This window comes from Nocardioides convexus, assembly GCF_011090295.1.
In genome coordinates this window covers 2,302,403-2,319,083 of sequence record NZ_JAAMYA010000001.1, presented here as the reverse complement: position 1 = coordinate 2,319,083, position 16,681 = coordinate 2,302,403, and the positions used below count along the sequence as shown (strand labels likewise).

Below are 16,681 nucleotides of genomic sequence, written 5' to 3'. Positions count from 1 at the left end.
CTCGACCGGCTCGGCGTTCGTCAGGTGGTAGACCCCGGTCAGGTCGGGTCGCGCGGCGAGTCTGGATCAGGTAGTCGGCGAGGTTGTCGACGTAGATGAGGTCGCCGACGGCGGGCTCCGTGCGCCCGGTCAGCCGCGGGATCCGGCCCGCCCGGGCGGCGGCGATGATCCGCGGGAAGAGCACGGTGTCCTCGGGCCCGAAGACCGCGCGCGGGCGGCCGATCACCCAGGAGCCGGGGTAGGTGCGGACCAGCCGCTCGGAGCCGGCCTTGGTCCGGGCGTAGTCGTTGGCGAAGGTGCGCGGCAGCGGGGTCGCCTCGGTGAGGCCGAGCCTGGTCGCCGTCGCGGTAGAGCACCGAGGACGACGACACGTGCACCAGCCGTGGGCTCCCCAGTGCCGCGCACCACTCGAGCACGGTCTGCGTCGCGATCACGTTGTCCCGGTCGTAGTCCGCGCGCTGGGCGTACGGCGTCGCGCGGGCAGCGCAGTGGATCACCGCGTCGGGCTGCCAGGGCAGACTCCGGCAGGTCCGCCGGTGAGGTCCGGCCGAGGTCCACGCTCGCGTAGTCGTCGCGGTCCAGCCGGCGCCGGCCGACGCCGAACACCTCGTGCCCGGCCTCCTGCGCCATCGCGACGGTCCGCCCGCCGACGAAGCCGGACGCGCCGGTCACCAGCAGCCTCATGACACCCTCCTGATCCGTCGCCGCTTCTGGTCGGGTGCCTCCACCGGCCACCCCATCGGCACGACGGTGGGCGGCTCCGCCCGCAGCCGCTGAGCCAACCGCTCGATCTCCACGCCCACTCGCGAGATCCCCGCGGGCAGGCCGGTGACGGCGACCCGCCACTCGCGGCCGTGCTGCTCGATCCGGTAGTCGCCGAGTCTCGCCCGCCAGTGCGACCGTGTGCCGCAGCACGTCCGGGTAGACCGGCACGTCGCCCAGCAGGAGCACGTCGTCGGCCCGCCCCAGCACGGCGGCGATGCTGCGCCCCGGCCGCCCGCACGGGCAGGGGCCCGGTGCGGCCATCAGCACGTCGTCGAGCCGGTGCCGGACGACGAGCCTGGGTGGTGCGGGTGAAGTCGGTGACGAGCGGGCGGAAGCGCCGATGGTCCAGCCACTCGGGCTCGATGTGCACGTGGCCCTCGTTGAGGTGCAGCCGCCCGGCCGGGCAAGCTGACGGCAAGCAGGCCCTCGGTCGCCTGGTAGATCTGCTCGACCGGCCGCCCGAACGCGGTCCTGATCACCGTCTCGTCCTGCGGGTCGAGGGTCTCGGCGACTGAGATCACCTGCAGCGGCCGCAGCCCTGCGGGCCTCGCAGCCGCGATCCGCCGCAGCACGCTGGCCGGCGCGACGAGAACGTCGGTCCCCGGCAGGTCGCCCAGGTGGTCCTCGACCGGGACGGTCAGGTCGTGCCAGGAGAAGTGCACCCGGCGGCTGTCGAGGGTCTCGTAGAGGTTGCTGTTGGCGCGCAGGAAGAGCGCGACCCGCAGCGGCCGGCGGGCCAGCACCCGCAGCGACGCGGGCGCCATCATCTGGCCGAGCAGGATGCCCGCCCACAGGCGGCTCTCCTGCTCCGAGACGAGGAAGACGCCGCGAGTGCCGGTGGTGCCGGAGGACAGCCCGACGGTCACGCCGCCGGGCAGGGTGCCGGTGAAGTCCCGCGAGCGCTCGGCGGCCTCGGCGACCGAGAGCGCCCGGTCGAGGGTGATGCCGTAGCGGTTGAACCCCGCGAAGTCCGCCAGCACGGTGCGCTTGTCGACCACCGGCAGGCTCCGCCAGGGGACGGCCCGCGAAGTCCGCGTAGAAGGACGCCCGGGGCAGGTCCTCGCGCAGGAAGCGGTCGACGGCACGGGTGCGCGCGGCGTCGTACCGCCGGGGGAGGAGCCAGCGCTCGCGGGCGAACGCGGCGGCCACCGCCGCCTGGGATCCGGCCAACTCAGGCTCCGGCGTACCAGGCCGCGTGCCCCTCCGGGCAGTGCGCCGGGAGGATCAGCAGGTCGGGGTGCGCCGCGTCGAGGGCGTGCAGCACGGCCAGGGTGGACAGCGTCGTCGGCCAGTCGTGCATCACGTTCCTGGCCAGCCGGGACGGCGGCTTGAGGTCGCGGTAGGAGCGCGTCGTCCAGGCCGCGTCGCCCACCAGCAGCACCTGCCGGCCGCCGGAGGTGAAGAGCAGACCGAGGTGCCCGGGCATGTGCCCGGGCAGGTCCACGGCGAGCAGGCTGCGGTCGCCGAGCAGGTCCCACGCGGTCAGGCCGGCCACGTCGGCGCGGGCGAAGGACTCGACCGGGTCGAGCCGGTCGCGCAGGTCGTCGGGCAGCAGGGCCGGCAGGATCGCGTGCCGGGTCGCGGTGAGCCCACGCAGGGACAGCGCGTGGTCGGCGCCGGCGCCGCCCGCGACGATGCGGGCCCGGGGGTGGTCGAGGAGGCCGCCGACGTGGTCGCCGTGGAAGTGCGAGACCACGATGCGTCGTACGTCGCCCGGGTCGATGTCGAGCGCCGCGAGCCTGCCGCGGGAGGTGCTCCGCCTCGGGCAGGGTGACGGGCAGGGTCGTGCGGTAGAGCAGACTCCGGCAGCCGGCGGGTCGCGTCGAAGAAGTGCTGGGAGTAGCCGGTGTCGAAGAGCGTCCAGCCGTGCGTGGGGTGGTGCAGCGCGCCGACGTACGACGGGAACTCGATCGGGCGCAGCCGGCCACCCTGCCGCGCCAGCGCCTCCGGGCCCTTGCAGTGGCCCACGCGCAGCCAGTGGAAGGTGACCTCGGGCTGGTCGGTCAGTAGCACAGGACCACCCCGCCCAGGCTGATCCCGGCGCCGGTGCCCAGCAGCAGTGCGGTGTCGCCGCGCTGCAGCCGGCCGCTCTCGATCGCCACGTGCAGCGCGGAGGGCAGCGAGGCGGCGACCTGGTTGCCGTGGTCGGCGTAGATGTCGACGAGGCGGTCGGCGACCCCGAACTGCTGGCGGACCCAGTCCAGGCCGTGGTGGCTCGCCTGGTGCGGCACGACGGCCTGCAGGCTCCTCCAGCGTGACGCCGGCGTCGGTCATCAGCCCCTCCACGAAGGCCGGCAGGTGGCGGAAGGCGAGGCGGAAGACCGCGCCACCGTCCATCCGGAAGCGGCCCCACTCGGCGTAGTCGCCCTCGACCCGGTCGGGTGCGAAGCGCGAGCCGCCGCCCCGGATCTCGCAGGCGTGCGCCCCCTCGCTGTAGGTCTCGAAGCCCGCGGACAGCACCGCCGAGCCGGTGTCGCCGGCCGGGCCGACCACCGCGGCGGCAGCGCCGTCACCGAAGATCCCGGACGCGCCGAGGTCGGACCAGTCCAGCCCCACCGAGGCCAGGTCCGAGGACACGATGAGGATCCGCTCGTGGCGGCCCGCGTCGACCAGGGTCGCGGCGAGGTCGAGCGCCACCAGGAAGGCTCATGCAGGCTGGCGTTGACGTCCCACGCCGCGATGGGCCGGCCCGGGGCCAGTGCCTCGTGCATCAGCGCCGCGTTGCAGGGCAGCGGCTGGTCCGGGGTGGCGCTGGCGCCGATGATCACGTCCACGTCGTCGAGGTCCAGGCCGGCGGCGGCCAGGGCCTTTCGGGCCGCGCGGGCGCCCAGGTCGGCGGCGGTGCCGCGCTCGACGTACCGGACCCGGACGCCGGTCTTGTCTTCCACGGTGCCCGGCGCGAGGCCGAGCCGTTCGTCCATCTCCGCGCTGGTCACGGCCTCGTCCGGCACCACCGCACCGGTGCCGAGGATGCGCAGCGCGCGCCGCCCGAGAGCCTGGCACGGGAACCCCCTTCGTCGTGGTGCTTGGAGGATAGTCGGGCGGCTCGATCAGCGCCCGGCGTCGTCCAGTGCCGCCCCGGTCAGGCTCGCGGCCGAGACTCGATGAGGCTCCTCGGCCCGGTGGAAGTCCAGCGTGCGCGCGGCGCTCAGCGGCACGGTCACCAGCACGTCCGGCGGCAGCGCGGCCAGCCGGTAGCGGGTGATCAGGCTCTGCATCGCGTCGAAGGACTGCGCCACGACCTCCGAGGTGCGCACGTCGGGGCGCACCTCCGCCTCCTGCGCTGCCTCCGCCGGGGCCTCCGGCGCCCCGATCGGTACGACGTCGGCCAGGTCGTCCCCGCGCCGGAACCGCCGGCGCAGGTCGGCCGCCCACTCGGCCCGGCGGACCGAGAAGCCCCGCGCGGGCGAGGACGGCTCGTGCGGCTCGCGCGGGCCCTGCAGGGACACCGCGAGGGTGAAGTCGGCCGCCGCGGCGGCGGTCGGCTCCAGCGGCAGCGGGTTGAGCAGGCCACCGTCGACGAGCACCCGGCCGTCCACGACGGCGGGCGTGAAGAGCCCGGGGATCGCGATCGACGCGCGGATCGCGGGAATGAGCGGGCCGCGCTGGAACCACACCTCGCGCCGGGCCGCGAGGTCGGTCGCGACGGCCGTGAAGGGAATCGGCAGGTCCTCGATCATCACCTCGCCGACCAGGCTCGTCGAGGCTCGCCATCAGCCGCTCCGCGCTCGCCGCTCCGCCGCCGCCCCAGGTCGGGTCGGCCAGCCGGACCACGCGGCGTTGGGTGAGCGTCGCCGCCCAGTCGCTGAACTCCTCGTCCTTCCCGGCGGCGACCAGGCCCCCGACGACGGCCCCCATCGACGTACCGGACACCGCGACGACCTCGTGCCCCCCGCGCCCGCACCTCCTCGACCGCGCCGAGGTGGGCGTAGCCGCGGGCGCCACCGGAGCCGAGGACGAGTGCGACGCGAGCCATGTCCCCATTGTGTCGACTTGGGGTTTTCCACCCGCGACTTGGGGCTTGCCACCCATGACTTGGGGCTTTGCGACCGGCCCTGCCGGGCGGAAACTCCCAACTCGCGGGCGGGAAACCCCAAGTCGCGGGAAATGGCTTGTGAGTGAGTGCTCACTCATTCATACTGTCCGGCGTGCCACCCCGCGCTGCCCCGCTCTCGCCCGAGGATCGTCGTGAGGCCCTGATCCGGGCCACCCGTCCGCTGCTCTACGAGCACGGGCGGGCGGTGACGACGAAGGCTGATCGCCGAGGCGGCGGGGGTCGCGGAGGGCACGATCTTCCGGGTCTTCGAGTCCAAGGACGCGCTCATCGACGAGACCATCGCGCGCGCCTTCGCGCCCGGGGACGTGCTGCACCGGCTCGACGAGATCGACCCGGCGCTGCCGCTGCGGGACCGGCTGCTCGCGATGACCTCGATCCTGCAGCAGCGCTTCCTCGCCATCTTCGAGCTGGATGCGGGCGCTCGGGGCGGTCGGCCCGCCGCAGCACCTGCACGACCGGCCGGAGATCGTCACCGGCCTGGAGGAGGTACGACGCCGCCTGCTCGCCCTGATCGAGCCGGACGCCGAGCGCCTCACCACGACCCCCGAGCGGGTGCTGCACGTGTGGCGCCTGCTGACCTTCGCCGGCTCCCACCGGGAGATCGCCGACAACGACCTGCTGACCCCTGCCCAGATCGTCGACACCGTGCTGCACGGTGTGGAGAGGACCGACGGCTGATGCTGTTCAGGCTCCTGCGGACCCACCTCGCGCCGTACCGTCGCTGGCTCGGCGTGATCGTGGTGCTCCAGTTCACCTCGACCGCGGCGATGCTCTACCTGCCGCACCTCAACGCCGACATCATCGACAAGGGCATCGCCCGCGGCGACAACGACTACGTGCTGCGGATCGGCGTGATCATGCTCGGCGTCTCGCTGCTGCAGGCCGCCTGCTCGATGACCTCGGCCTACTTCGGCGGCCGTACGGCGATGGCGTTCGGCCGCGACGTCCGGGGCCGGGTCTTCCACCGGATCGGCAGACTTCTCGGCCCGGGAGGTGTCCGGCTTCGGCGCCCCGTCGCTGATCACCCGGGCGACCAACGACGTCCAGCAGGTGCAGATGCTGGCGATGATGACCTGCCTGATGGCCGTCACGATCCCGATCATGATGGTCGGCGGCGTGGTGATGGCGATGCGCGAGGACTTCGGCCTGTCCTGGCTGGTCGTCGCCGTCGTCCCGGTGCTCTTCGTGTGCATCGGCCTCGTGGTCTCGCAGATGGTGCCGGCGTTCCGCCAGGTGCAGGAGCGCCTCGACGACGTCAACCGCATCCTGCGCGAGCAGATCACCGGCATCCGGGTCGTCCGTGCGTTCGTGCGCGAGCCCTACGAGACCGAGCGCTTCGACCGCGCCAACGGCGACCTGACCGAGGTCTCGCTGCGCGCCGGACGCTGGATGGCGCTGATGTTCCCGCTCGTCATGGCGGTCTCGAACGTCGCCAGCGTCGGGGTGATCTGGTTCGGCGGGCACCGCGTCGACGCCGGCCAGATGGACGTCGGCGCACTGACGGCCTTCCTGTCCTACCTGATGCAGATCCTGATGTCGGTGATGATGGGCACCTTCATGCTGATGATGATCCCGCGCGCCGCGGTCAGCGCGGACCGGATCAGCGAGGTGCTCGCGACCGACACCAGCGTCGTGCCGTCGGCGAGCCCGGTCACCGAGGTCTCCGTCGCGGGCCACCTCGACCTCGAGGACGTCGGCCTGACCTACCCCGGCGCCGAGGAGCCGGTGCTCTCGGGCGTCAGCCTCTCCGCTCGCCCGGGCCAGACGGTCGCGCTCATCGGCTCCACCGGCGCCGGAAAGACCACCCTCGTCAACCTGGTCCCGCGGCTGCTCGACGCCACCGCCGGCACGGTGTACGTCGACGGGGTGGACGTCCGCGAGACTCGACCCCGACCTGCTCTGGTCGAAGATCGGGCTGGTGCCGCAGCGGGCCTTCCTGTTCTCGGGGACCATCGCGACGAACCTGCGCTACGGCCGCCCGGAGGCGACCGACGAGGAGCCTGTGGGAGGCGCTGGAGGTCGCCCAGGGTGCGGACTTCGTGCGCGAGATGCCGGAGGGCCTGGACACCCCCGTCGCCCAGGGCGGTACGACGGTCTCGGGCGGCCAGCGACAGCGCCTGGCCATCGCCCGCGCGCTCGTCCGGCGCCCCGAGATCTACCTGTTCGACGACGCCTTCTCCGCGCTCGACGTCGCCACCGACGCCCGCCTGCGGGCGGCGCTGCGGCCGGTGACCCGCGACGCGACGGTGATCGTGGTCGGCCAGCGGATCGCCACGATCCGCGACGCGGACGTGATCCTCGTGCTCGAGGACGGCCGGGTCGTCGGCCAGGGCACGCACGACGAGTCTGCTGCGGGACAACCCGACGTACCGGGAGATCGCCGCCTCACAGGGCATCAAGGGAGAGGAGGTCCCGGCATGAGCAAGGGCACGATGAAGCAGACCGAGCGGATCGTCCAGCAGGGCGGCCCGGGACGCGGCCCGATGGGCGGCATGGTCGGGCAGAAGGCCGACGACTTCGGCACCTCCGCCCGCCGGCTGCTCGGCCTGCTGCGGCCCGCGCGCGGTCGCGCCGTCGCGGTGCTGCTGCTCGGCATCGGCTCGGTCGCCTCGGTGGTGGTCGGCCCGTACCTCATGGGCAAGGCGACGGACGCGGTGTTCGGCGGCCTGATCGGCGGCCGGTTCGACGCCTCGCTGTCCAAGGAGCAGGTGGTCGCCGGTGCGGAGGCCAAGGGGGACGGCGGCCTCGCCGACTTCCTGCGCGGCCTGGACTTCGTGCCCGGTGTGGGCGTCGACTTCGACAAGGTCGGCCACCTGCTGCTGATCACGCTGCTGATCTACGTCGGCGGCCAGGTGCTCGGCTGGCTGCAGGGCTTCCTCGTCAACGACATCGTCCAGGCGACCGTGCGCCGGATGCGCACCGACGTCGAGGAGAAGGTGCACCGGCTGCCGCTGTCGTACTTCGACCGCCAGCCGCGCGGCGAGCCTGCTGAGCCGGGTCACCAACGACATCGACAACGTCGCGCAGAACCTCCAGCAGACGATGAGCCAGCTTGCTCACCTCCCTGTTGATGGTCGTGGGCGTGCTGGGGGCGATGTTCTGGGTCTCGCCGCTGCTGGCCCTGATCGCTCTGGTGTCCGTGCCCTTGGCGATGTTCGCCACGAGCCGGATCATGAAGCGCTCGCAGAGCCAGTTCATCAACCAGTGGCGCCAGACCGGCCGGCTCAACGCGCAGGTGGAGGAGTCCATCTCCGGGCACGCCCTGGTGACGGTCTTCGGCCGGCGCGGCGCGGTGGAGGAGGACTTCGCCAAGGCCAACGAGGAGCCTGTACGAGTCGTCGTACCGCGCGCAGTTCATCAGTGGCCTGGTGATGCCGATGATGATGCTGATCGGCAACCTGAACTACGTCGTGATCGCGGTCGTCGGCGCGCTGCGCGTCTCCTCCGGATCGCTGAGCCTGGGCGAGGTGCAGGCCTTCATCCAGTACACCCGGATGTTCACCCAGCCGATCACCCAGATCGCGTCGATGGCGAACCTGCTGCAGTCCGGCGTCGCCTCGGCCGAGCGGGTCTTCGAGTCTGCTCGACGCCGAGGAGGAGGTGGCACCGTCGTCGCTGGCTCCCGAGCCGGCGCGGGCCACGACCCGCGGCGAGGTGCGCTTCGAGAAGGTGTCGTTCTCGTACGGCGAGGAGCCGCTCATCGAGGACCTCTCGCTCGTCGCGCACCCGGGCCAGATGGTCGCGATCGTCGGCCCGACCGGCGCCGGCAAGACCACCCTGGTCAACCTGATCATGCGGTTCTACGAGACTCGACGGCGGCCGGATAACCGTCGACGGCCGCGACGTGACGGAGATGAGCCGGGCCGAGTCTGCGCAGCCGGATCGGGATGGTGCTGCAGGACACCTGGCTGTTCGAGGGCACCATCCGCGACAACATCGCCTACGGGCGGCCCGACGCGACGGAGGAGGAGATCCGCGAGGCCGCGCGGGCGACGTACGTCGACCGGTTCGTGCACTCCCTGCCCGAGGGCTACGACACCAAGGTCGACGACGAGGGCTCGAACCTCTCCGCCGGCGAGCGCCAGCTGATCACCATCGCCCGCGCCTTCCTCGCCCAGCCCGCGCTGCTGATCCTCGACGAGGCCACCTCGTCGGTGGACACCCGCACGGAGCCTGCTGCTGCAGCAGGCGATGGCCGCGCTGCGCAGCGACCGGACGTCCTTCGTGATCGCGCACCGGCTCTCCACGATCCGCGACGCGGACCTGATCCTCGTCATGGAGCACGGCCGGATTGTCGAGCAGGGCTCGCACGCGGAGCCTGCTCGAGCGCGACGGCGCGTTCGCCCGGCTGCACGCGGCCCAGTTCGCGGCGGCGGCCGTCTGAGCGTCACCGGCCCCATGCTCCAATTGCGGTGACAGGGTGCGCCGTACGACGAGAGGGCTGGAACGGTGTGGTGGTGGCTGGTGCTGGCCATCGGGAGCGAGGTCGTGGCGACCCTGTCGCTGCGGGCGTCGGAGGGATTCTCCCGCCTGGTGCCCTCGCTCGTGGTCCTGGTGGGGTACGTCGTGGCGTTCTACGCCCTCTCGCAGTCGCTGGTGCGCGGCATGCAGGCTCGGCACGGCGTACGCCGTCTGGTCGGGCGTGGGGGTGGCCACGATCGCGCTGCTGGGCCTGGTGATCTTCCGGGAGTCGCTGAGCCTGGTGCAGGTCGCCGGGCTGGGGTTCGTGGTGGTCGGCGTGGTGCTGCTCGAGCTCGGCGGGCAGCATGCCTGAGCATTTGGGATTAATCTCTATAGTCTTACTTCAGTAAGACCGTTTCCCGGTCGCCGCCGTCCCGAGGAGGTCGTCGTGACCCTGGCCGTCCACCCCACCCACGCCACCGCCCACCAGCCCGTCGAGGTCCACCAGGTCGGCGGCCGTCTCGGCGCCGAGATCTCCGGCGTCCGGCTGAGCGGCGACCTGTCGCCCGAGGTCGTCGCGCAGGTGCGCGCCGCACTGCTGCGGCACAAGGTCGTCTTCTTCCGCGGCCAGCACCACCTCGACGACGAGACCCACGCCGCCTTCGCCGAGCCTGCTCGGCGAGCCTGACCACCGCGCACCCGACGGTCAACACCGGCAGCGCGCGAGTCCTGCGGGTCACCGCCAACCGGGGGATGGCCGCCAACAGCTGGCACACCGACGTGTCCTTCGTGGATCGGGTGCCCGCGATCAGCGTGCTGCGCGCGGTGACCCTGCCGGACTTCGGCGGCAACACCGTGTGGGCGAACACCGCGGCGGCGTACGACGCCCTGCCGGCGCCGCTGCGCGCCCTCGTCGACGAGTTCGTGGGCCCACCACACCAACTCCTACGACTACGCCCAGCGCGACGAGGAGCACGACGAGCCGGACGCGAACTACACCCGCGCGGACTTCGCGTCGCAGGTCTTCGAGACCCGCCACCCGGTGGTGCACGTGCACCCGGAGACGGGGGAGCGCGCGATGCTGCTCGGCAACTTCGTCAAGGACTTCGTGGGCCTGAGAACCGACCGAGTCGATCGCGCTCTTCCAGGCTCCTGCAGAACCGCATCACCAAGCCTGGAGAACACCGTGCGCTGGCGCTGGGCGCCCGGCGACGTCGCGATGTGGGACAACCGGGCCACCCAGCACTACGCCGTCGCCGACTTCGACACCCAGCCGCGCGAGATGCGCCGGATCACCGTCCAGGGCGCCGTCCCGGTGGGTCTGGACGGACGGCGATCGGTCGTCGTCCAGGGCGACGCGTCGGCCTACACCCGCATCGACGAGTCGATCTCCTGAACGCTCAGCAGTCGTACTGGAAGTAGGCCTTGTCGCCACCGGTCACCGCGATCGAGGTGACCGGCGTGCTGTCGCTGACCTGCGCGGCCGGCACGCCGAGCAGGAAGCCCAGGTACGGCTTGCCGTCCTCCACGCCGGGCGGGTACGTCGACGCGCCGTCGTAGCCGTCGTCGACGAGCGGCGAGAGGTGCGGGTACGCCGCGCGCAAGCTCGCCGTAGGTCGAGCCGACGTGGATGCCGCCGTGGTCGGTGCGCGGCCCGCGCGCACTGACGAGGATCTGCTGGACGGTCGCCTGGTCGTCGGTGATCACGACGATGCCCTTGGGGTTGCCCTTCCAGCGGGCCTTCTCCGCGCAGACCGAGGCGCCGTCCTCGAGCCTGCCCGGTGCGCGCCCACTCCGCGCGGGTCATCCCGACCCGCACCTCGCCGAGCATGCCGGGAGCGATCGTCAGGTCGAGGTTCTTCCCTGCCTTGGGCGGGAGGCTTCGACGGCGGCGCCGTGAAGGTCCGGCTCGGGGTGCTCGTCGGGCTCGCCGTACCGGTGGTGCTCGTCGGTGACGGCTCCGCGACGGGCTCGTCCGACGAGCCGCAGGCGGTGAGGGCGAGCCCCAGGGTGAGTACGAGCGGTGCGGCGGTGCGGAACATCGGGCCTCCCGGGATTGTCGTTTCCTGTTCCGACGCCCGGGAGGCCCGATCGGTTCTCAGCGGCGCAGGATCCTGCGGGCCAGCAGGTTGCCGGCCACCTGGATCACCATCACCATGGCGACGAGCACCACGATCGCAGCCCACATCAGCACGTAGTCGAACTGGCGGAACCCGAAGCGCTGCGCGAAGGAGCCCAGCCCGCCGCCGGCCACGACGCCCGCGATGGCCGTCATGTCCACGATCGCCACGAAGGCGAAGGTGAAGCCGAGCACGAGCGGTCCGAGCGCCTCCGGCACGAGCACGGTCAGCGTGATCCGCGCCCGGCTGGCGCCCATCGCGCGGGCCGCCTCGATGACACCGGGGCTGACGGTGACGAGGTTCTGCTCGGCGATCCGGCTGATGCCGAAGATCGCGGCCACGGTGATGCCGAACGTCGCGGCCTTGATCCCGATGCCGGTGCCGACGACGTCGCGCGCGAGCGGCTGCAGGGCGGCGATGAAGATGACGAACGGGATCGGCCGGAAGCAGTTGACCACCACGTTGAGCACCCAGAACACCGGGCGGTTGGCGTAGAGCCCGCCCTTGCGGGTGAGGTAGAGCCCGAGACCGAGCCCGAGACCGAGCAGGCCGCCCACCACGAGGGCGATGGAGGCCATGACGACCGTCTCGCCGGCGGCGGCCCAGAACTCCGGCTGCAGGTCCCACAGCCGGGTGTCGCTCGCGAGCACGCTCATCACGCCACCTCCGTCCACGGCACGACGCCCTCGAGGTCCGCCAGTGCGGCATCGATCGCCGCGTCGGTCCCGGTGAGCGCCAGGGTCAGGTTGCCGAAGCCTGCTGCCCTGGACCTCCTCGATCCCGCCGTAGACGAGCTCGAAGGACACCTCGTGGCGCAGGAAGGTGGCGAAGGCCTCGGACTGGCGCACCGACCGGTCGCGGAAGGCGAGCCGGACGAACCGCCCGTCGTGGGTCTCCCGCAGCGCGGCGACCACGTCGTCGGGCGGCAGGTCGTCGACGACGGTACTGACGAAGCGCCGGGTCACCGGGTGCTGCGGTGCGGTGAAGACGTCGAGCACCGGCCCGGACTCGACCACCTTGCCGGACTCCATCACCGCGACCCGGTGCGCGATGCGTCGTACGGCGTCCATCTCGTGGGTGATCAGCAAGATGGTGATGCCCAGGCTCGCGGTTGACCTTGGCGAGCAGGTCGAGCACGTCGCGGGTGGTGTCCGGGTCGAGAGCGCTGGTGGCCTCGTCGGCGAGCAGCAGCCGAGGGCTGGTGGCGAGCGCGCGGGCGATGCCGACGCGCTGCTTCTGCCCGCCGGACAGGTCGGTGACCCGGGCGTGCGCCTTGTCGGCGAGGCCGACGAAGTGCAGCGAACTCGGAGATCCGCTTCTGCTGCTCGGCCTTGCCGACCCCCGCGACGGTGAGCGGGAACGCGAGGTTGCCCCACACCGTGCGCGACTCCATCAGGTTGAACTGCTGGAAGACCATGCCGATGCCGCGGCGCAGGCTCGCGCAAGGCCCGCTCGGAGAGCGTGGTGACGTCGACGCCGTCGACGACCACGCTCCCCGAGGTGACCGGCTCCAGGGCGTTGACCAGTCGCACCAGGGTGGACTTGCCTGCCCCGGAGTAGCCGATGATCGCGAAGATCTCGCCCCGCTCCACGCTGAGGTCGACGCCGTCCACGGCACGCTGGGCGGGTGCGCCCCGACCAGCGCCCGGGAACTCCTTGACGACCTCGCGCAGGCTCGACCAGTGCTGTGCTCACTGCGAGATCACTTCTTGGTGGCGCGCAGCTGCGTCTCGACCTCGTCCAGGCTGGCCTGGAGCTCGGCCGGGCTGGTGGTGAGGAACTGCGCCGTGCCGCCCGAGGCCTCGTTGGCGCCGTCGAGCACGTCCTTGCTGGTCTGGTAGACCTCGACGAGCTTCTTGAGCGCCTCGTTGTCCTTGTCCTCGGCGCGGGCCACGAAGACGTTCACGTAGGGCAGCGCCTTGGGGTCCTTCGGGTCGTCCTTGGCGATGGCGTCGGAGAACTTCAGGCCGGCGTCCTCGACGAAGTCGTTGTTGATGATGGCCGCGGCCACGTCGGGCAGCGAGGTAGGCGTGAGGTCGGCCTGGAGGGCCTTGACCTTGACCTTCGAGGCCGCGGTGTCGACGTCGGCGATGGTGGAGAAGGCCGAGCCGCCGCCCTTGAGCCTGACCAGGCCGGCCGACTGCAGGACCAGCAGGCCGCGGGCCTGGTTGGAGTCGTCGTCGGGGACCACCACGGTCGAGCCCTCGGGGATGTCGGCGACGTCCTTGTACTTCTTGGAGTAGAGGCCCAGCGGGTAGATCGCGGTCGCGCCGATCGGCACCAGGTCGTCGTCGTTCGCGACGTTGTACTGGGCGAGGTAGACGAGGTGCTGGAACTGGTTGACGTCCAGTCTCACCCTGGCTCAGTGCCGGGTTGGCCTGGGCGTAGTCGGCGAAGTCCTTGATCTCCAGGTCGATGCCGGCGTCCTTGGCGCGCTCCTTCAGCGTCTCCCAGTAGGGGTCGCTGGCGCTGACCGCGCCGATGACGACCTTGACCGGCTTGTCCTTCGACAGCGCCGGCGCCTTGTCGCCACCGGTCGCGCGAGGAGCGTCGTCCCCGCCGCGGACGGCGAAGAAGGTCACCACGCCGATGATGGCGAGCACGACCACGACGACGCCGGCGATCAGCGGCACGCGGGACTTGGGGGCTTCGATGAGGGGAGTCTGGTCCGACATCGTCTTCCTCTTCTCGGGTGGGCGCGACGGGTGGTCGCACCGGTGGGCGGCGGGTGGCCGATGAGTCGCCCACCTTAAAGGCAAGTAACTCGATTCGATTAATCGGGCTTGGGTGACCCGACGGTCGGCTCAAGGAGGTGGGGTGGGCAGGCATTCCCCGGTGTGACCGGCGCAACGTCGCCGGCCTGCGCGAGAGCGCTCGGCAAAACCCGTTGTCCGGCGGCGAGGTGCGGCCTAGTCTTTTCGCACACGGGAAAGGAGGTGGTCCGAAGAATGATTTCTCATCGGATGCGTGAGGTGGCTGCTCGCTAGCAGCCTGCACTCCAAGGATGCGGCTGCCCGCGAATCCAACAGCAGCCACCCGACCCGCAGGTGAGCCCGGTCCATCCGCCGGGTGAGGCTCCGACGAGCCACTCCTGCGGGTCGCTGCTTTTTCCGGGCGGGCGCCGCGAGGTGTTCCGTGTCACGGAAAGTTGCCGTCGTCAACCATTCGGCATATGGTTGATGCATGTCAACTAGTTCCACGGCGACCGCCGTACCGGGTCAGATGACCCACCGCGAGATCCTGGAGGCCCTGACCGGGCTCCTCCTGGCGATGTTCGTGGCCATGCTCTCCAGCACCGTGGTCAGCAACGCGCTGCCCGCGATCGTGACCGACCTGCACGGCAGCCAGACCGGCTACACGTGGGTCGTCGTCGCCACCCTGCTCACGATGACCGCCACCACCCCGATCTGGGGCAAGGCTGGCCGACCTGTTCAGCAAGAAGTTCGCTGGTCCAGGCCGCGCTGGTCATCTTCTCCATCGGCTCCGTCGTCGCCGCCACGGCGCCCAACATGGGCGTCCTCATCGGCGCGCGCGCCTTCCAGGGCCTCGGCGTCGGCGGCCTGACCGCCCTGGTCCAGGTCGTCATCGCCTCGATGGTCTCCCCGCGCGAGCGGGGCCGTTACAGCGGCTACATCGGCGCGGTCTTCGCCACCGCGACCGTCAGCGGACCGCTCCTCGGCGGTCTCGTCGTGGACAGCCCACTGGGCTGGCGCGGCTGCTTCATCGTCGGCATCCCGGTCGCGATCGTCGCCTTCGTCGTGCTGCAGAAGACCCTGCACCTGCCGACGATCAAGCGCGAGGTCAAGATCGACTACGTCGGCGCCACGCTCATCATGAGCGGCATCAGCCTCATCCTGGTCTGGGTCAGCCTGGCCGGCACCAACTTCGACTGGATCTCCGGTACGTCGGCCGCGCTCGTCGCCGGCAGCATCGTCCTGATCGGCGCGGCCCTGTGGGTCGAGGCCAAGGTCGCCTCCGAGCCGGTCATCCCGCTGCGCCTGTTCCGCGACCGCACCACCGCGCTGGCGACCGCCGCGTCGGTGATGATCGGTGTCGCGATGTTCGGCGCCACGGTCTACCTCAGCCAGTACTTCCAGGCTCGCCCGCGGGATGAGCCCGACCGAGGCCGGCCTGATGTCGATCGCGATGGTCGGCGGACTGCTCGTCTCCAGCATCGTCAGCGGCCGGGTCATCACCCGCACCGGGCTGTGGAAGCGCTGGCTGGTCGGCGGCATGGTGATGGTCATCGCCGGCATCTCGCTGCTCGGCACGATCGACGCGGAGACCCCGCTGGTCGTGGTCGGTCTCTTCATGGCGATCGTCGGTGTGGGCCTCGGTGCCACCATGCAGAACCTGGTGCTCTCGGTGCAGAACAACACCGCCCCCGAGGACCTCGGTGCCGCCAGGCTCGGTGGTCGCGATGTTCCGCTCCATCGGTGGCTCCGCCGGTGTCGCCGCGCTCGGCGCGGTGCTCGCCCACCAGGTCAGCAGCAGCGTCAAGGACGGCGTCCTGCAGGCTGGTGAAGGCCGGCAAGATCAGCCAGGAGCAGACTCGCAGCGATGCAGCACTCCACCGGCGACATCCCGGACCTGAAGTCGCTGCCCGCGCCGATCCGCTCGCTCTACGAGGCCTCGTTCGGTGACGCGGTCGGCCACCTGTTCATGGTCGCCGCCCCGTTCGCGGTGGTCGCCTTCGTCTGCATCCTGTTCATCAAGGAGGTGCCGCTGCGGACCAGCAACGGTCCCAGCGTCGCCGAGTCCGAGATCCAGGCGGGCGTGCTCGCCACCAGCGAGGCCGTCGACTACCCGGCGTACGACGTCGAGGGCGACAGCGCGCAGGTGGGGAACCGGCGATGACCACGGTCGCCACCGGCTCGCGCAGCGACGCGCTGCGCGAGCTCGAGGCGGAGGTCGGCGTGCTGATCCGCCGCGTCCGCCGGGTGATCGGCGAGCGGGCCCGGGCCGTGCACCCGGACCTGCTGCCCTCGTCGTACCTGATGCTGGGCTACGTCCGCGACCACGGGCCCGTGCGGGCCTCGGCCGTGGGCCAGGTGCTCGACATCGACAAGGGTGCGATCAGCCGGCAGGTCCAGCACCTCATCGACCTCGGCCTGCTCGACCGCTCGCCCGACCCCGAGGACGGCCGGGCGACCCTGCTGACCGCCAGCGCCGACGCCGTACGGCGCCTCGAGCAGGTCGCCGACGACCGGCGGGCCCTGCTCGTCGAGCGTCTGGGCGAGTGGTCACCGGAGGAGATGCGGGCCTTCGCGGCCTCGCTCCACCGCTACAACGAGGCGCTCAGCGAGCCCGGCGACGGCTGCTGAGCCGCCGCGGAGGT

The 16,681-nt window shown here is 71.5% G+C and carries 21 protein-coding genes and 7 pseudogenes; 14 read left to right on the top strand and 14 right to left on the bottom strand.

All coding sequences use genetic code 11. From position 1 onward, the window contains the following. Nucleotides 1–38: 38 nt before the first annotated feature. The 8 genes and pseudogenes from G5V59_RS17365 to G5V59_RS17330 all read right to left on the bottom strand — a co-directional run bounded on the left by G5V59_RS17365 (nt 39) and on the right by G5V59_RS17330 (nt 4,741). Nucleotides 39–497 (bottom strand): SDR family oxidoreductase, encoded by a 459-nt coding sequence (locus tag G5V59_RS17365; protein ID WP_278257307.1) that lies wholly within the window; start codon nt 495–497, stop codon nt 39–41. Next, nucleotides 494–1,135 carry a hypothetical protein gene (locus G5V59_RS17360; RefSeq protein ID WP_278257306.1) on the bottom strand — a complete coding sequence of 214 codons (642 nt, stop codon included), beginning with the start codon at nt 1,133–1,135 and terminating at the stop codon, nt 494–496. Before G5V59_RS17360 ends, G5V59_RS17365 begins: the two co-directional genes overlap by 4 nt. Then, nucleotides 1,026–1,763 (bottom strand): hypothetical protein, encoded by a 738-nt coding sequence (locus G5V59_RS17355; RefSeq protein ID WP_278257305.1) that lies wholly within the window; start codon nt 1,761–1,763, stop codon nt 1,026–1,028. The genes G5V59_RS17360 and G5V59_RS17355 overlap by 110 nt, the downstream gene beginning before the upstream one ends. A gap of 173 nt (nt 1,764–1,936) precedes the next feature. After that, complete coding sequence (locus G5V59_RS17350; protein ID WP_278257304.1) at nt 1,937–2,461, bottom strand: MBL fold metallo-hydrolase; 525 nt, start codon at nt 2,459–2,461, stop codon at nt 1,937–1,939. A gap of 752 nt (nt 2,462–3,213) precedes the next feature. Further along, nucleotides 3,214–3,402, bottom strand: a pseudogene (locus G5V59_RS17345) (hypothetical protein); the annotation flags it as partial. A 9-nt stretch (nt 3,403–3,411) separates the two neighbouring features. After that, the gene (locus tag G5V59_RS17340; RefSeq protein WP_278257303.1) at nt 3,412–3,768 is read right to left on the bottom strand and encodes a hypothetical protein; all 357 of its coding nucleotides are present in this window, start codon (nt 3,766–3,768) and stop codon (nt 3,412–3,414) included. 47 nt (nt 3,769–3,815) lie between these two features. Next, a complete protein-coding gene (locus tag G5V59_RS17335; protein ID WP_278257302.1) occupies nt 3,816–4,445 on the bottom strand; it encodes a patatin-like phospholipase family protein in 630 nt (209 codons plus the stop codon). Then, complete coding sequence (locus tag G5V59_RS17330; RefSeq protein ID WP_278257301.1) at nt 4,445–4,741, bottom strand: hypothetical protein; 297 nt, start codon at nt 4,739–4,741, stop codon at nt 4,445–4,447. The genes G5V59_RS17335 and G5V59_RS17330 overlap by 1 nt, the downstream gene beginning before the upstream one ends. A gap of 172 nt (nt 4,742–4,913) precedes the next feature. Here G5V59_RS17330 and G5V59_RS17325 point away from each other — a divergent pair, with 172 nt between their 5' ends. From G5V59_RS17325 to G5V59_RS17265, 9 genes and pseudogenes are all read left to right on the top strand, one after another. Next, nucleotides 4,914–5,333 carry a hypothetical protein gene (locus tag G5V59_RS17325; RefSeq protein ID WP_278257300.1) on the top strand — a complete coding sequence of 140 codons (420 nt, stop codon included), beginning with the start codon at nt 4,914–4,916 and terminating at the stop codon, nt 5,331–5,333. 41 nt (nt 5,334–5,374) lie between these two features. Then, nucleotides 5,375–5,500: a hypothetical protein gene (locus G5V59_RS17320; RefSeq protein ID WP_278260309.1), complete on the top strand. Its 126-nt coding sequence runs from the start codon at nt 5,375–5,377 to the stop codon at nt 5,498–5,500. Beyond that, a pseudogene (locus G5V59_RS17315) lies at nt 5,500–7,243 on the top strand (ABC transporter ATP-binding protein). The gene G5V59_RS17320 and the pseudogene G5V59_RS17315 overlap by 1 nt, the downstream one beginning before the upstream one ends. Nucleotides 7,244–7,455: 212 nt before the next feature. Beyond that, nucleotides 7,456–9,206: pseudogene (locus G5V59_RS36950) on the top strand (ABC transporter ATP-binding protein). A 65-nt stretch (nt 9,207–9,271) separates the two neighbouring features. Continuing rightward, a pseudogene (locus G5V59_RS36945) lies at nt 9,272–9,358 on the top strand (SMR family transporter); the annotation flags it as partial. A 106-nt stretch (nt 9,359–9,464) separates the two neighbouring features. Then, the gene (locus G5V59_RS17280; RefSeq protein WP_341351238.1) at nt 9,465–9,596 is read left to right on the top strand and encodes a hypothetical protein; all 132 of its coding nucleotides are present in this window, start codon (nt 9,465–9,467) and stop codon (nt 9,594–9,596) included. 75 nt (nt 9,597–9,671) lie between these two features. Further along, nucleotides 9,672–9,911, top strand: coding sequence for a TauD/TfdA family dioxygenase (locus G5V59_RS17275; RefSeq protein ID WP_278257298.1), 240 nt, complete (start codon nt 9,672–9,674; stop codon nt 9,909–9,911). Nucleotides 9,912–9,976: 65 nt separating this feature from the next. Beyond that, nucleotides 9,977–10,120, top strand: a pseudogene (locus G5V59_RS17270) (TauD/TfdA family dioxygenase); the annotation flags it as partial. Between the two features lie 130 nt (nt 10,121–10,250). Continuing rightward, nucleotides 10,251–10,619 (top strand): annotated as a pseudogene (locus tag G5V59_RS17265) (TauD/TfdA family dioxygenase); the annotation flags it as partial. On the opposite strand, the gene G5V59_RS17260 reads toward G5V59_RS17265, so the two are convergent. The 6 genes from G5V59_RS17260 to G5V59_RS17240 form a co-directional block, all read right to left on the bottom strand. Further along, nucleotides 10,589–10,930 (bottom strand): hypothetical protein, encoded by a 342-nt coding sequence (locus tag G5V59_RS17260; RefSeq protein ID WP_278257297.1) that lies wholly within the window; start codon nt 10,928–10,930, stop codon nt 10,589–10,591. The pseudogene G5V59_RS17265 and the gene G5V59_RS17260 sit on opposite strands and share 31 nt — an antisense overlap. Further along, a complete protein-coding gene (locus tag G5V59_RS17255) occupies nt 10,927–11,265 on the bottom strand; it encodes a hypothetical protein (protein ID WP_278257296.1) in 339 nt (112 codons plus the stop codon). Before G5V59_RS17255 ends, G5V59_RS17260 begins: the two co-directional genes overlap by 4 nt. A 56-nt stretch (nt 11,266–11,321) precedes the next feature. Beyond that, complete coding sequence (locus G5V59_RS36940; RefSeq protein ID WP_341351237.1) at nt 11,322–11,972, bottom strand: ABC transporter permease subunit; 651 nt, start codon at nt 11,970–11,972, stop codon at nt 11,322–11,324. A gap of 452 nt (nt 11,973–12,424) precedes the next feature. Continuing rightward, nucleotides 12,425–12,760, bottom strand: coding sequence for a hypothetical protein (locus G5V59_RS36935; protein WP_341350966.1), 336 nt, complete (start codon nt 12,758–12,760; stop codon nt 12,425–12,427). After that, complete coding sequence (locus G5V59_RS36930) at nt 12,736–13,038, bottom strand: hypothetical protein (protein ID WP_341350965.1); 303 nt, start codon at nt 13,036–13,038, stop codon at nt 12,736–12,738. Before G5V59_RS36930 ends, G5V59_RS36935 begins: the two co-directional genes overlap by 25 nt. Continuing rightward, the gene (locus tag G5V59_RS17240; protein ID WP_278257295.1) at nt 13,035–14,018 is read right to left on the bottom strand and encodes a MetQ/NlpA family ABC transporter substrate-binding protein; all 984 of its coding nucleotides are present in this window, start codon (nt 14,016–14,018) and stop codon (nt 13,035–13,037) included. Before G5V59_RS17240 ends, G5V59_RS36930 begins: the two co-directional genes overlap by 4 nt. A gap of 508 nt (nt 14,019–14,526) precedes the next feature. Here G5V59_RS17240 and G5V59_RS17235 point away from each other — a divergent pair. The 5 genes and pseudogenes from G5V59_RS17235 to G5V59_RS17220 all read left to right on the top strand — a co-directional run bounded on the left by G5V59_RS17235 (nt 14,527) and on the right by G5V59_RS17220 (nt 16,667). After that, entirely contained in the window at nt 14,527–14,907 is a 381-nt protein-coding gene (locus G5V59_RS17235; protein WP_278257294.1) for a hypothetical protein, read from the top strand. Beyond that, nucleotides 14,790–15,374, top strand: a pseudogene (locus G5V59_RS36925) (MFS transporter); the annotation flags it as partial. The gene G5V59_RS17235 and the pseudogene G5V59_RS36925, both read left to right, overlap by 118 nt. Before the next feature lie 79 nt (nt 15,375–15,453). Further along, nucleotides 15,454–15,867, top strand: a complete 414-nt coding sequence (locus G5V59_RS36920; RefSeq protein WP_341351236.1) for a hypothetical protein — start codon at nt 15,454–15,456, stop codon at nt 15,865–15,867. A gap of 36 nt (nt 15,868–15,903) precedes the next feature. Continuing rightward, entirely contained in the window at nt 15,904–16,200 is a 297-nt protein-coding gene (locus G5V59_RS17225) for a hypothetical protein (RefSeq protein ID WP_278260307.1), read from the top strand. Then, nucleotides 16,197–16,667, top strand: a complete 471-nt coding sequence (locus G5V59_RS17220; RefSeq protein ID WP_278257293.1) for a MarR family transcriptional regulator — start codon at nt 16,197–16,199, stop codon at nt 16,665–16,667. The genes G5V59_RS17225 and G5V59_RS17220 overlap by 4 nt, the downstream gene beginning before the upstream one ends. The last annotated feature ends 14 nt before the right edge of the window (nt 16,668–16,681 follow it).

Excerpts from the sequence above, each read along its gene's own strand:
- G5V59_RS17335 (WP_278257302.1), bottom strand. The coding sequence starts at position 4,445 with ATGATCGAGGACCTGCCGATTCCCTTCACGGCCGTCGCGACCGACCTC.
- G5V59_RS17330 (WP_278257301.1), bottom strand. The coding sequence starts at position 4,741 with ATGGCTCGCGTCGCACTCGTCCTCGGCTCCGGTGGCGCCCGCGGCTAC.
- G5V59_RS17255 (WP_278257296.1), bottom strand. The coding sequence starts at position 11,265 with ATGTTCCGCACCGCCGCACCGCTCGTACTCACCCTGGGGCTCGCCCTC.
- G5V59_RS36935 (WP_341350966.1), bottom strand. The coding sequence starts at position 12,760 with ATGGTCTTCCAGCAGTTCAACCTGATGGAGTCGCGCACGGTGTGGGGC.
- G5V59_RS17240 (WP_278257295.1), bottom strand. The coding sequence starts at position 14,018 with ATGTCGGACCAGACTCCCCTCATCGAAGCCCCCAAGTCCCGCGTGCCG.
- G5V59_RS17235 (WP_278257294.1), top strand. The coding sequence starts at position 14,527 with ATGTCAACTAGTTCCACGGCGACCGCCGTACCGGGTCAGATGACCCAC.
- G5V59_RS36920 (WP_341351236.1), top strand. The coding sequence starts at position 15,454 with ATGAGCCCGACCGAGGCCGGCCTGATGTCGATCGCGATGGTCGGCGGA.
- G5V59_RS17225 (WP_278260307.1), top strand. The coding sequence starts at position 15,904 with ATGCAGCACTCCACCGGCGACATCCCGGACCTGAAGTCGCTGCCCGCG.
- G5V59_RS17220 (WP_278257293.1), top strand. The coding sequence starts at position 16,197 with ATGACCACGGTCGCCACCGGCTCGCGCAGCGACGCGCTGCGCGAGCTC.